The organism is Streptomyces sp. NBC_00873, from assembly GCF_045207415.1.
Lineage (GTDB): Bacteria > Actinomycetota > Actinomycetes > Streptomycetales > Streptomycetaceae > Streptomyces.
In genome coordinates, this window is the sequence record NZ_CP108803.1 from 6386299 (window position 1) to 6399431 (window position 13133).

Annotated in this window: 10 protein-coding genes; 2 read left to right on the plus strand and 8 right to left on the minus strand. The window is 70.3% G+C overall.

All coding sequences use genetic code 11. From position 1 onward, the window contains the following. Window positions 1-94 precede the first annotated feature (94 nt). The 7 genes from OH809_RS29465 to OH809_RS29495 all read right to left on the minus strand — a co-directional run bounded on the left by OH809_RS29465 (window position 95) and on the right by OH809_RS29495 (window position 7838). Window positions 95-1303: an acyltransferase gene (locus OH809_RS29465; RefSeq protein WP_406419144.1), complete on the minus strand. Its 1209-nt coding sequence runs from the start codon at window positions 1301-1303 to the stop codon at window positions 95-97. Continuing rightward, entirely contained in the window at window positions 1300-2346 is a 1047-nt protein-coding gene (locus OH809_RS29470) for an alpha/beta hydrolase (protein WP_406515859.1), read from the minus strand. Before OH809_RS29470 ends, OH809_RS29465 begins: the two co-directional genes overlap by 4 nt. A gap of 172 nt (window positions 2347-2518) precedes the next feature. Beyond that, window positions 2519-3202, minus strand: a complete 684-nt coding sequence (locus tag OH809_RS29475) for a response regulator (RefSeq protein WP_406419140.1) — start codon at window positions 3200-3202, stop codon at window positions 2519-2521. After that, window positions 3199-4530: a sensor histidine kinase gene (locus OH809_RS29480; RefSeq protein WP_406515860.1), complete on the minus strand. Its 1332-nt coding sequence runs from the start codon at window positions 4528-4530 to the stop codon at window positions 3199-3201. Before OH809_RS29480 ends, OH809_RS29475 begins: the two co-directional genes overlap by 4 nt. 130 nt (window positions 4531-4660) lie before the next feature. Beyond that, on the minus strand, window positions 4661-5620 hold the full coding sequence (locus OH809_RS29485) for a DUF4429 domain-containing protein (protein WP_406419136.1): 960 nt from the start codon (window positions 5618-5620) through the stop codon (window positions 4661-4663). An 86-nt stretch (window positions 5621-5706) separates the two neighbouring features. Then, entirely contained in the window at window positions 5707-6918 is a 1212-nt protein-coding gene (locus tag OH809_RS29490; RefSeq protein WP_406515861.1) for an alpha/beta hydrolase, read from the minus strand. Window positions 6919-7142: 224 nt separating this feature from the next. Next, the gene (locus OH809_RS29495) at window positions 7143-7838 is read right to left on the minus strand and encodes a TetR/AcrR family transcriptional regulator (RefSeq protein WP_406419132.1); all 696 of its coding nucleotides are present in this window, start codon (window positions 7836-7838) and stop codon (window positions 7143-7145) included. A 116-nt stretch (window positions 7839-7954) separates the two neighbouring features. Here OH809_RS29495 and OH809_RS29500 point away from each other — a divergent pair, with 116 nt between their 5' ends. Beyond that, window positions 7955-9565, plus strand: a complete 1611-nt coding sequence (locus tag OH809_RS29500) for an MFS transporter (RefSeq protein ID WP_406515862.1) — start codon at window positions 7955-7957, stop codon at window positions 9563-9565. Between the two features lie 196 nt (window positions 9566-9761). After that, window positions 9762-10184: a peptidase inhibitor family I36 protein gene (locus OH809_RS29505; protein WP_406419128.1), complete on the plus strand. Its 423-nt coding sequence runs from the start codon at window positions 9762-9764 to the stop codon at window positions 10182-10184. A 56-nt stretch (window positions 10185-10240) separates the two neighbouring features. Here OH809_RS29505 and aceE read toward each other — a convergent pair whose 3' ends face one another. After that, entirely contained in the window at window positions 10241-12982 is a 2742-nt protein-coding gene (gene aceE / locus OH809_RS29510) for a pyruvate dehydrogenase (acetyl-transferring), homodimeric type (protein ID WP_406515863.1), read from the minus strand. Window positions 12983-13133: the final 151 nt, after the last annotated feature.

Here is a 13133-nt window from a genome sequence, read left to right on the forward strand (position 1 = left end):
CGATCGTTGTGTCCTCAAGCGCAGGACGGGCTTGAAAGATGCCCTCAATCGCCGGGCGGGCTGGGTTTTGCCAGGCGGGCCGGGTTTTGCCGCCCTACGCCAGCCCCAGCGCGTACACCGCGAACCCCGTCGCCAGCAGGCCCGCCACCGCCCGGCGGGCGTTCGCCGCACGTGTGCCGGTCTTCCACGGGGCCTCGAACCGCCGCGCGTACCGCGCGATCAGCACCAGCAGCCCCGCGAACACCGGCATCCACGCCACCCGCGCCAGGATCCAGCCGACCGTGTCGGGCCCGGTCATCAACCCCGGCACCGCACCGGCGAACGATGCCGGGACCGCCGCGGCCAGCATTGCCGTCTGGTGCCAGCACAGGATCGTCATCGCGGACAGGTTGATGACGACGACCGGCGCCCACACCAGCGGCCTGCGCAGGAGCCGGCCGATCCGGTCCCGCAGCAGGATCGCCGCACCGCTCTGCGCGGCGGCCAGCGCCAGGACCAGCAGCGACGGGGGATGCGAGTTCGTCCGTGCCTCGCCCGGTACGCCGACCATCGACGCCGGGTAGTGGAGGACGAGCAGCAGCGCGGCGAACAGCACCGTCCCACCGATCAGCAACAGCCGGGCGCCGCGCCTGCCGATGCGGCCCTCGCCCCACGAGACACCGAGCTGGTACGCGAAGAGCCAGCCCGGAAGGATGTTCAGCACGCTCAGCCAGGACGGCATGGTGTCGGCGAACGGCCCGTAACGCAGGAGGTCGACGACGGCGACCGAACCGAGCAGCGGCACGGCGGCCCAGCCGCCCAGCTTCCGCGCGGCCTTGACGCAGTACGGGGTGAGCGCCGTGACCACCGTGTACACCCCGACGAACCACAGCGGCTGGATCACCAGCGTCGACCCGGTCCGCAGGGTGTCGCCGGGCACGCCGAGCGCGCTCAGTACCGGGATCATCGCCGCCCAGACAGCGGTCACCCCGAGCACCGGCCTGCCCAGGCGGGCGACACGTCCGCGCAGCCAGGCGCCGGTGGTGGATTTCCTACGGCGGTACGAGAGGACGGATGCGTACCCGCCGACCAGGAAGAAGATGCCCAGCATCTGAAGCACCCAGCTCACCGGGGCGAGGCCGCCGAACGTGGACAGCGGGCTGGCGTTGTGCAGCGCGCCGTCGCTGTCGAGGCGGAAGCCGCCGAGCAGCCAGTGGCCGGTGGGGACGGCGAGCAGGGCGAGGGCGCGCAGCCCGTCGATGGCCCGGTCGCGATGGGCGGGCGTACGCGCGTCGATGCGCTCGGCGAGGGCGGTGAGGCTCATCGGGCTTCCCCCTCCGTGATCGAGGCGAAGGCGCGGAGCGAGTCCGTACCGGGGGCGAAGTAGCCGGTGTGCCCGTGGGCGTCGTGGGCCGGCACCCGGCGTGCGCCGAAGTCAGGGCCGGTCGGATCGGGGCCGTGGCCGAGGCCCGCCACCTCGACGTTCGGTACGTCGTCGATCCAGTCCGTGGCGTCCTTGGCGGCCCAGACCCGGGCGGTGGTGTGCAGATCCGCGACGTCGTCGGCGCGCATCCCCGGCGAGCCGAGAACGACCAGGTCCGTGGCGCGCAGCCGGGATGCGGCGAGGCCGCACACGACGGAGCCGTAGCTGTGGCAGAACACGGCGGGCGCGGGCACACCGTCGGCGGCCAGCCCGTCCGCGAACCGGGTCAGCCGGCCGGCCCCGGCCTCGGCGAGCGAGCCGGTCGCGGCATCGATGCCGACGCCCACGGGAGTGGTGTACCCGGCCCAGGCGACGACGGCGCTGCCGTGTCCGGTCTCCGCATACAGGGACTTCGCCATGCCGGCCGGAGTGCCGTACACATCGCTCGTACGGTCGAAGGTCCCGGCGTCGATGTCCGAACCCGGCACCACGACCGCCACATGGCGTGCGGTGCTCAAGTCCCCGAAGACCTCGGCGACCTGACCGCGTCCGCGCGGATCGAAGGCGAGGATCTGCCGGTGTCCCGGTTCGGCGAGATGGGTGTACCTGGGGTCGTGACTGGCCCGCAGGGAGCGGGCGTTGGCCCGGTAGCGCAGTTCGACCGGTACGCCGTCCAGATTGCCGACGACGAGTGGATGCCGTATGACCAGGGCCTGTTGCTGCCCTGCGGTCAACCCCCGGAAGAACCGGCTCACTTCGGCGGGTGCGGCCCGCTCCGGGGCGGGCAGCTGCCGCCCCAGCACGTGATCCGCGCGCCAGGCCGCGGTGCCGGGAGGTGGCCCGGTCAGAGCCTGCTGTGCGTTGCCGGACGCCCAGCCGGCCGTTCCCGCCACCACGGTGGTCGCCAGCGCGACCGCGACCAGAGTCCTTGCGTAACGGCGCATCCCGCCTCCCTCTCCGGCTGATCCGGCTCCTGCACGCCGTTCGGCGCGACGGAGAGGAAGGTAGGAAGAGGGTGGGTTCGGGGGCGTCGCACTGGGGGGCCAAGTGCGGGGTGATACCCGGGTAGGGGGTGTACGGGGGGCCTGCCGGTGGGGTGGGCGGGGGAGACCACCGTTACTGCTCTCCCGGTACCACCACCCCCGCCTCGTACGCGAAGATCACCGCCTGCGCGCGATCCCGCAGATCCAGCTTCGCCAGCACCCGCCCGATGTGTGTCTTCACCGTCTGCTCGGCCAGCACCAGCCGCCCCGCGATCTCCTGGTTGGACAGCCCCCGCGCAATCAGCTCCAGCACCTCCGTCTCACGCGGAGTCAGCCCGTTCAGCCGCAATGACTGCCCGCTCCGGGCGGCCCCGGACGGCCCCTGCCGGGCGAAGTCCGCGATCAGCCGCCGGGTCACCGACGGCGCCAGCAGCGCCTCGCCCGCCGCGACCACCCGTACCGCCGAGATCAGATCCGCCGGCGGCGCGTCCTTCAGCAGGAAGCCGGACGCCCCGGCGCGCAGCGCCTCGTACACATAGTCGTCCACGTCGAACGTGGTGAGCATCAGCACCTTGGGCAGGTGCACCACCCCCGGCGGCGGGTTCAGCAGCTCGCGGGCCGCCGCCAGGCCGTCCATCTCGGGCATCCGGACATCCATCAGGACCACGTCCGGGTGGACCCTCCGGCTGACGTCGATGCCCTGGCGCCCGTCCGGCGCCTCACCGACCACGTCGATGTCGCTCTGTGCTGCGAGCAGTGCCGCGAACCCCGCCCGCACCATGGCCTGGTCGTCGACGATGATCACGCGGATGGTCAAGAGTCCTCCGAGGTCGCGGGCGGAACGGGAGCAAGAGGCAGCCGCGCCGCCACCCGGAAGCCGCCATCGGGCAGCGGTCCGGTGTCCAGCGTGCCGCCCGTCAACCGTACGCGTTCCCGCATGCCGACCAGGCCGTGCCCGGTCCCGGTCGACTCCAGCGGCGAACCGGGCTGCTCCGCCCGGTCGTTGACCACCAGCACGGTCAGGTGCTCGCCGTCGGACGTGATCGACACCCGGGTCCGCGCTCCGGGCGCATGCCGGACCACGTTCGCCAGGGCCTCCTGCACGATCCGGTACGCCGACAGATCCACCGCCTGCGGTACGTCCGGCAGATCGGCGGACAGCGACAGCTCGGCCGGCAGCCCCGCCCGTACCGTCGCCTCCACCAGCTGCTGCACCCGGTCGAGCCCAGGCTGCGGCGCCCGCTCGCCCTCCGTGCCCTCGCTGCGCAGCACCGTCAGCAGCCGCCGCATCTCCGCGAGGGACTCCCGCGCGCTCGCCGCGATCGCACCGAACTCCTCGCGCGCCTCCTCGGGCAGCCCGCTGATCCGGTAGGGCGCGGAATCGGCCTGGACCGTGATTACGGACATGTGGTGCGCGACCACGTCGTGCAGCTCACGGGCGATCCTGGTGCGCTCCTCCAGGAGTGTCCGCTGCGCCCGCTCGGCCTCGCTGATGGTCTCCTGCTCGGCGAGCCGACGCTGCGCGTCGCCCCGTTCCCGCAGTGCCGCGCCGATCACCAGGACCACCGCGCCGAGGATCACGAGCAGCAGCGCGCTGCCGTTGCTGCGCTCCGGCGAGATCAGGTGCAGGACCAGGCTCGCCGCACCCGTCGCCACCCAGACCGAGATCAGGGTCCGCCGGGTCTCGCGCAGGGCCAGTGCGAGCAGCACGAAGAGATAGCCGATCAGGGTGGGCGGCGGCCACGGCCAGATGGCGTACGCGCCGACCGGATACCCGAGCAGCGCGGCCGCGCCGAGGATGTCCGCCGGGAAGATGATCCACCAGGCCTGCAACGGCCGGTGGGCCAGCATCAGGAGCGGCGCCGCCTGCGCGACGGCCAGGACTCCCGCCAGTCCTCCGTTCACGCCGTACTGGTGAGTCAGGACATTGATCGTGACCGGGATGAAGACAGCGACGAGGGCGAGGACGACCACGTAGGGCAGCAGTCGTTGCCATCGCTTCGGCGCGTCCGCCAGGAGTGGCGTCGCGGGATGGGACGGGTGGGCGAGCCCGTGAGCGAGCTCGCGCAGATTGCGTCGGGCGGCGCTCACCAGGCCGTCGGTGACGGGCGGCGGGGGCGGCCCGTGCGGCGGGGAAGTGGGCATGGCTTGATCAGCGTAGGCATGGACCGGCCCGAGGGCGTCATACCGGGGTTCCGGTCCACTGCCGCACTTCTCGTACAGGAGTACTACCGGCGAGCCGGACACCGGACGCCGGACATCCGACACCGCACACCTACAGCTCCGCGAGCAGCTGGGCCTTCTTCGCGCTGAACTCGTCGTCCGTCACGAGTCCCGCCCGGTGGAGTTCCCCGAGGTGCCGGATCCGCTCGGCGATGTCCGCCGGATCGCGGCGCCCCGCGCCCGCCAGGACGGCGGTTGCCGCCACGGGTGCGGACTGGTTCCTGCGTACGGATTCCAGGACGGCGGCGGCGAACGGCAGCGACTCGTGCACCGGGCCGTAGCCGAGCCCGAAGATCACCGCGGCCGGGTCCTGATCGGCCTGGGTGGGCCGCGGGGTCATTGCCTGCGGACCGGCTGCGGCGTCCGTACGGGGCGCCCCGCCCTCCGTGGCCGCACCCGCTTCCACGCCCGCCAGGGAACCCGCACTCCCGGCGCCTCGCGGGACCAGCCGCAGGTAGCCGTCGAACGCCTCGGGCGACCGCCACTCGACCCCGCACAGCTCGGTGACCGGAAACGTCTGGTCGCCCGCCTTCCACTTCGCCGTGGAGGCACCTGTCCAGAACCAGCGGAAGGAGATCCGGTCCCCGTCGAAGCTGGCCCGGCCGTCGTACGCCTTGAACTGCATCGGCGCCTCGGGGGCCGCGACCATGAAACGTTCGGCGGGCTCACCCACGTCCGCTCCGAGCAGTGCGCGCAGCTCGTCCGCGTAGTACTCGGCGAGCGTCTCGCGTTCGGCGGGCAGCACCAGTCGGTACGGATCGCAGCCGTCCTTCAGCTGTCCTGCCGCAGCCTCCAGCAGGGGATCGGCACCGCGTCTCGGCACCGCATGCAGCACCACCGTGCCCCGCTTGCCCGGGGTCAGCGTCACCGACGACAACGCCGCGTGCGGAATGCGGCGTTCACGCAGGCTCTGGAAGAGCTTCGGTGTGCGAATACCCCGTTCGAAGCGGATGAGCACGGAGTCGGTGTCGAACTCCCAGGTGGAATGAATTCCGGCCAGCACATCACCCATGTGCCTCATCGTATGCGGCACATGCCCGCACGTCCCGCCCTCGGCGGATGCCGCAATTCATGCTCCGTCGCGGCTCTTTACGCGCGTCACATGCCTTCGGCGCCGGAAATTCCCTTGTGACAGGCGCTGTCGGCGCCCGCACAGGTCACCGAGCCGTAGGCACCCACGCCGATGGCGGCGAAGTTGCGGAGGCTCCCGGTGCCCGGCACGAAATAGCCGCTGTGCCCGTTGGCGTCGCCCGCCGAGACGACACGCGCACCGAAGCCCCGGTCCACCGGGTCGGCCCCGTGGCCGAGCCCGCCGACCTCCATGTTCGGTACGTCCTGGATCCAGTCGTTGCGGTCCCGCATCGCCCAGACGGCGGCCGAGGTGTGCAGCTGCGCCGCGCGTTCCACCCGCATGCCGGGGCTGCCCGCGACCGCGATGTCGGTGACCCGGGACGGCAGTTCTTCCGCAGCGACACCGCACAGAACGGACCCGTAGCTGTGACAGAACAGCGAGACCTTTGACGTGCCGGGCAGCGCGCCGACGAGCGCATTGAGCCGGACCGCGCCGCGCGCGGCGAGGTTTCCCAAGGCCGCGTCCATACCGATGCCGGCGGGCGCGGTGTAGTCGGCCCAGGCGATGACGGCGGTCCGGGTGCCGGGGCGGGCGGCGCGCTCCGCCGCGTACAGCGACTTCGCCATGCCGACGGGGGCGGCGTTGACCTTCGGCCCGGTCCGCTCCAGCGTCAGCAGGCTGGTGTCGACACCGGGCACGACCATCGAGATCCGCTCCGCCTTGTCCAGGTCACCGAACACCTCGGCGGCATGGCCCTTCCCGGACGGGTCGAAGGCCAGGAAATGCCGGCCGTGGGCCAGCATCGACCGGAAGCGCTCCATCCGGCGCAGCGCGTCGGCGCGGCCGTCCGGGGAGAGCCTGACGTCGTGCATGCGCCGCCGCTCGACCGCCCGCGCCTGAACCAGGGCCCGCCGGTTGGCGTGGTAGCGCAGGGTGATCGGGGCGCCGTTCAAATTGCCGACGACCAACGGGTACCTGTCGGCGAGCGCGGTCCGCTGCGTGGCGGTGAGCATGGCGAAGAACTGCGCCAGCCGGTACGGCGGTGCATCGGCGTCCGGCAGCGGGTGACCCGCTATCCGCCCCCGCGCCCAGGAGGCGAGTGCGATGTCGCGTGGCTCGTGGGAGGGTTGGTGACGTACGGCTGTCCAACCGGTGGTCGCCAGCATCACGAACACGACCGCGACGGCGAGCAGCGCGCGCCATGCGGTGAGCGTGGGGGAGGAGTCGAAGGAAGTCACTCCGGCCCACATTAGGAGACGCGCGACGACCACCGTGAAGCGGGTGACACACATCACTCGCCTGCAGGGAATTGAGGCGGGTTTCCCTCACGCTCCGTGCGCGCGTCCGGTACGCTCCGACGGATTTCGCGCCGCTCCCGTCCTGCACGGGCCGGTTGTGGTACGGCAGTTGTGAAGTCTGTCATGTTCCGATTTGAGGCGTTCGGCACACGGCGGGGGCGGAGTTATCCGGCGGAAGGCGTAGGCGCAGCGGTCGTGGGTTCGACCGGCGTATTCCAGTTCCCCGCGAGCGCCGGGCCCAGTTGGTCCAGATAGTTCTCGGTCAGCACGCGCAGCGACTCCACGCTCGTGCCCCGACCCTGCCCCCATAGCTGCCCGGTCACCCGCATCACCCCGGAGAACGCGGCGACGGCGACCCGCGGCCGCGGATCCGTCCGGATGTCGAGGCCCTCGCGCCCGGCGATCACCTCGGCTATCTCGGTCTCCAGGGCGATGCTGCGCCGCAGGTGGGCCGCGAGCAGGGAAGGGGTCGACTCGATCATCCGGTACGTACGCATGTGGAGTTCGACCGTGACGATCTCCTCGATCGCCTCACCGATACTGTTCCAGGCGCACAGGACCGCACTGCGCATGGCCTCGAAAGGGGCTTCCGTGGCGGGCCGTTGACGCAGCTCGGAGAGGAAGCGCGACTCCACTATCTCCTGGACGGCGAAGGCGGTCTCCTCCTTGCCGGCGAAATGGCGGAAGAAGGTGCGCTGGGAGACCTCGACGGCGTCGACGATCTCGTCGACGGTGGTCTCGTCGTACCCCTGGGTGGTGAAGAGGTCGAGGGCGGCGTGCAGCAGGGCGTCCCGGGTGCGTCGCTTCTTGCGTTCGCGCAGCCCGGTCGGTTGCTCTGCGGCGCGCCGGACATCGGTCACTGAGCGGTCCTCTTCCTGTCTCTTTGTCCAGCTCAGGGTACCTGTGAGCTACGTGACAGCTACCAGCTTGTGAAATGGTTTGTCAACTGTCAGTGACTGACACTAATGTCGCCGGCATGACTAGTCAGACCACCGCAGAAAAGCCGTTGCGGGAGCCGCAGGGTGCCCCTGCTCCCGCCCCGGCCAAGGGGCTGCGCGGCCACCCCTGGCTGACGCTCTTCTCCGTGGCCATCGGCGTGATGATGGTCGCGCTCGACGGAACGATCGTCGCGATCGCCAACCCCGCCATCCAGCAGGACCTGAACGCCTCGCTCGCCGACGTCCAGTGGATCACCAACGGCTACATGCTCGCACTCGCGGTCTCCCTGATCACCGCGGGCAAGCTCGGTGACCGGTTCGGCCACCGCCAGACCTTCCTGATCGGTGTCGTGGGCTTCGCCGCGGCATCGGGAGCCATCGGTTTCTCCAGCAGCGTGGCCCTGGTCATCGCCTTCCGGGTGCTGCAGGGTCTCTTCGGCGCCCTCCTGATGCCGGCCGCGCTCGGCCTGCTGCGCGCCACCTTCCCGGCCGAGAAGCTGAACATGGCGATCGGTATCTGGGGCATGGTCATCGGCGCCTCGACGGCGGGCGGTCCGATCCTCGGCGGCGTCCTCGTCGAGCACGTCAGCTGGCAGTCCGTCTTCTTCATCAATGTGCCGGTCGGAGTGATCGCGCTCCTGCTCGGCGCGGTGATCCTCAAGGACCACCGCGCCGAGAACGCGCCGCGCTCCTTCGACATCGGCGGCATCGTGCTGCTGTCGCAGGCGATGTTCTGCCTGATCTGGGCGCTCATCAAGGGTGCGGAGTGGGGCTGGGGCGACTACAAGACGCTCGGCTTCCTGGGCGCCGCAGTGGCCCTGTTCGTGGTCTTCGCCCTCTCCCAGAAGAACGTCAGGGAGCCGCTGATCCCGCTGGCGATGTTCCGGTCCGTGCCGCTGTCCGCGGGCGCGGTTTTGATGGTGCTGATGGCCTTCGCCTTCATGGGCGGGCTGTTCTTCGTCACCTTCTACCTCCAGAACGTGCACGGTCTGAGCCCCGTCGACAGCGGTCTGCACCTGCTGCCGCTGACCGGAATGATGATCGTCGCTTCGCCGCTCGCAGGCGCCATGATCACCAAGTTCGGCCCGCGGGTTCCGCTGGTCGGCGGCATGGTGTGCACGGCGGTCGCCATGTTCGGCATGTCCCAGCTGGAGATCGGCACCGGCACACTGACCATGTCGATCTGGTTCGGTCTGCTCGGCCTCGGCCTCGCCCCGGTGATGGTCGGCGCCACCGAGGTCATCGTCGGCAACGCGCCGATGGAACTCTCCGGTGTCGCGGGCGGCCTCCAGCAGGCCGCCATGCAGGTCGGCGGCAGCCTCGGCACGGCGGTGCTGGGCGCGGTCATGGCCTCCCAGGTCGACTCGAAGCTGGCCGACAACTGGACGGCCGCGAAGCTTCCGCCCCTCACGCCGGAGCAGCTGGACGCTGCGTCCTCGGCCGTCGAGGTCGGCGTACCGCCGGTGGACGGGAACACTCCGCCGGAGGTCGCGGCGCAGATCGCGGGCGTCGCCCATGACACGTTCGTGTCGGGCATGAGCACGGCGTTCATGGTCGCCGGCATCGTCGCGGTGGTCGCCGCGATGGTCGCCACGCTCACCAAGCGCGGTGCGAACGCCGAGGCCGGTGCGGGCGCGGGCCACATCTGAGCCCACCGCCGGCCCTCGCCGACTCCTCGCGCCGAGGAGGCCCGAGCGTCAACACAGCGCCCACGACAGCCCCGCCGGACCCCTCCGGCGGGGCTGTCGCCTATCCGGGTGGTCCGGCCCTGCGCCCCTTCCCGTGGCGCTGCCCCGCAGGTCAGGGTGCGTGCAAGTGATCCACACCACCCGGGGGTTGATTGATATGCGTACGACTGCGCTTGCCGCGGCACTGGCCGTCACCGCGCTCATCCCGCAGGCCGTACAGGCCTCGGAGGCCGCGCCGGCCACACAGGCCACCCGCACCAAGCAGGTCGCATCGGCTCCGCGGGCCGCGCCGGTCCGGCTCGGGGCGTGCGGGACGGGTCAGCTCTGCCTCTGGGAGAAGCCGGACTTCACCGGCGCCCGGCAGGTCCACGAACTGTCCACCATCGATATCGAGAGCTGTGTCCCGCTGCCACCGGCCGGCCGGGCCCAGGCGCTCGCCAACCGCACCGGCCGCCCCGTCACCACCTATCAGTCGGCGGAGTGCGCCGAGACCGGCGAGTTCGAGACCTATCCGGGCGGTGGCACCTGGGTGCCGCAGTCCCCATACCAGGTCAGGGCCTTCAAGGTCTGGGAGAACTGACGCCGAAGGGCGGCGGACCAAGAGGTCCGCCGCCCTTCGGGTCTGTGCGGTCGTGCCTACGCGTCGCCGCCGGCCGCGCCCGGCTCGGCCGCGGTCACGTCCAGGAGCTCGTACCGGTCGATCGCCTGCTTCAGCAGCGAACGGTCGACCCGTCCCTCCTTCGCGAGCTCGGTGAGCACCGCGAGGACGATCGACTGCGCGTCGATGTGGAAGTACCGGCGGGCCGCGCCACGCGTGTCGGCGAAGCCGAAGCCGTCCGCACCCAGCGACTGGTACGCACCGGGAATCCAACGCGCGATCTGGTCCGGCACCGAACGCATCCAGTCCGAGACCGCCACGAACGGGCCCTCGGAGCCGGAGAGCTTCCGGGTCACGTACGGGACGCGCTGCTCCTCCTCCGGGTGCAGCAGGTTGTACCGCTCCACCTCGACGGCCTCGCGGCGCAGCTCGTTCCAGGAGGTCGCCGACCAGACGTCCGCCTTCACGTTCCACTCGTCGGCGAGGATCCGCTGCGCCTCGACCGCCCACGGGACCGCCACACCGGACGCCATGATCTGGGCCGGGATCACGCCCTTCTCGCCGCTCCTGAAGCGGTAGACGCCCTTGAGGATGCCCTCGACGTCCACGTTCTCCGGCTCGGCCGGGTGCTGGATCGGCTCGTTGTAGACGGTGAGGTAGTAGAAGACGTCCTCATTCTCCTCGGGGGTCCCGCCGTACATCCTGCGCAGACCGTCCTTGACGATGTGCGCGATCTCATACCCGAACGCCGGGTCGTACGCCACACAGCCGGGGTTCGTCGAGGCGAGCAGCTGCGAGTGGCCGTCCGCGTGCTGCAGACCCTCACCGGTCAGCGTCGTACGGCCGGCGGTCGCACCCAGCACGAAGCCGCGCGCGAGCTGGTCGGCCATCTGCCAGAACTGGTCACCGGTGCGCTGGAAACCGAACATCGAGTAGAAGACGTAGACGGGGATCAGCGGCTCGCCGTGCGTGGCGTAGGCCGAACCCGCGGCGATCAGCGACGCCGTGCAGCCCGCCTCGGAGATGCCGTCGTGCAGCATCTGGCCGGTCGGCGACTCCTTGTACGCGAGCAGCAGGTCACGGTCCACTGCCTCGTACTGCTGACCCAGGGGGTTGTAGATCTTCGCGCTCGGGAAGAACGCGTCCATGCCGAAGGTGCGGTACTCGTCGGGCGCGATCAGCACGAAACGCTTGCCGATCTCCTTGTCCCGCATGAGGTCCTTCAGGATGCGGACGAACGCCATGGTCGTGGCGATCGACTGCTGACCCGAACCCTTCTTCGCGGTCGCGTACGTCTTGTCCTCGGGGAGGGCCAGCGGCTTCGCGCGCACCACACGGGTCGGGACATAGCCGCCCAGACTCTTGCGGCGGTCGTGCATGTACTGGATCTCTTCCGAGTTGCGGCCCGGGTGGTAGTACGGGGGGTAGCCCTCGTCCAGCTGCTTGTCCGTGATCGGGATGTGCAGCCGGTCGCGGAACCGCTTGAGGTCCTCGACCGTGAGCTTCTTCATCTGGTGGGTCGCGTTGCGGCCCTCGAAGTTCGGGCCCAGGGTCCAGCCCTTGACCGTCTGCGCGAGGATCACCGTCGGCTGGCCCTTGTGGGCCTGGGCCGCCGCGTACGCCGCGTAGACCTTCCTGTGGTCGTGACCGCCGCGGCCCAGGTGCAGGATCTGGTCGTCGGTCATGTCCTTGACCATGTCGCGCAGCCGCGGGTCGTCCCCGAAGAAGTGCTGACGGATGTAGGCACCCGACTCGGTGGCGTACGTCTGGAACTGGCCGTCCGGCGTGGTGTTCAGCTTGTTGACCAGGATGCCCGTGCGGTCCTGCGCCAGCAGCGGGTCCCAGGAGCGGTCCCAGACCAGCTTGATGACGTTCCAGCCGGCGCCGCGGAACTGCGACTCCAGCTCCTGGATGATCTTGCCGTTTCCGCGCACCGGACCGTCGAGGCGCTGCAGGTTGCAGTTGACCACGAAGGTCAGGTTGTCCAGGCCCTCACGGGCGGCGATGGAGAGCTGGCCCAACGACTCGGGCTCGTCCATCTCGCCGTCGCCCAGGTAGGCCCAGACGTGCGACCGGGAGGTGTCGGCGATGCCGCGCGCCTCCATGTAGCGGTTCATCCGGGCCTGGTAGATCGCACCGAGCGGACCGAGGCCCATCGAGACGGTCGGGAACTCCCAGAAGTCCGGCATCAGCCGCGGGTGCGGGTAGCTGGACAGGCCGTTGGGCGCCTTCGACTTCTCCTGGCGGAAGGCGTCGAGCTGCGCCTCGTTCAGCCGGTCGAGCAGGAATGCGCGGGCGTAGATACCGGGGGACGCGTGCCCCTGGAAGAAGATCTGGTCGCCGCCCAGACCGTCGTCCTTGCCCCGGAAGAAGTGGTTGAAGCCCACGTCGTACAGCGAGGCGGAGGAGGCGAACGTGGCGATGTGACCGCCGACGCCGATACCCGGGCGCTGGGCGCGCGACACCATCACGGCCGCGTTCCAGCGGGTCGCGTTGAGGACCTTGCGCTCGATCTCCTCGTCGCCGGGGAAGAACGGCTCGTCCTTCGTGGCGATCGTGTTCACGTAGTCCGTACTGCGCATCTCCGGCACGGCGACGCGCTTCTCGCGCGCGCGCTCGATGAGCCGGAGCATCAGGTAGCGGGCCCGCTCACGGCCGCGCTCGTCGACGGCGGCGTCGAGGGAGTCGAGCCATTCCTGGGTCTCTTCGGGATCGAAGTCCGGGACCTGGCTCGGAAGGCCGCCAATGATGATCGGGTTGCGATCGGATCCGGAAGCCACGCTGTTCCTTCGCTGTTCGGTGCTGCTCTACGGGGCCTGGTTACGGGAGGCATGCCCCCGGGATGTATGCATGTACGCCAGCACCATCGTGTACCGCGACGGCGCATACGTCATCTCTACCGATGGGTAACCGCCAGGTGGTCAGACATCA

Bases quoted from the DNA above. Each gene is read 5' to 3' on its own strand.
- OH809_RS29465 (WP_406419144.1), bottom strand. From the start codon at position 1,303: ATGAGCCTCACCGCCCTCGCCGAGCGCATCGACGCGCGTACGCCCGCC.
- OH809_RS29470 (WP_406515859.1), bottom strand. From the start codon at position 2,346: ATGCGCCGTTACGCAAGGACTCTGGTCGCGGTCGCGCTGGCGACCACC.
- OH809_RS29480 (WP_406515860.1), bottom strand. From the start codon at position 4,530: ATGCCCACTTCCCCGCCGCACGGGCCGCCCCCGCCGCCCGTCACCGAC.
- OH809_RS29485 (WP_406419136.1), bottom strand. From the start codon at position 5,620: ATGGGTGATGTGCTGGCCGGAATTCATTCCACCTGGGAGTTCGACACC.
- OH809_RS29500 (WP_406515862.1), top strand. From the start codon at position 7,955: ATGACTAGTCAGACCACCGCAGAAAAGCCGTTGCGGGAGCCGCAGGGT.
- OH809_RS29505 (WP_406419128.1), top strand. From the start codon at position 9,762: ATGCGTACGACTGCGCTTGCCGCGGCACTGGCCGTCACCGCGCTCATC.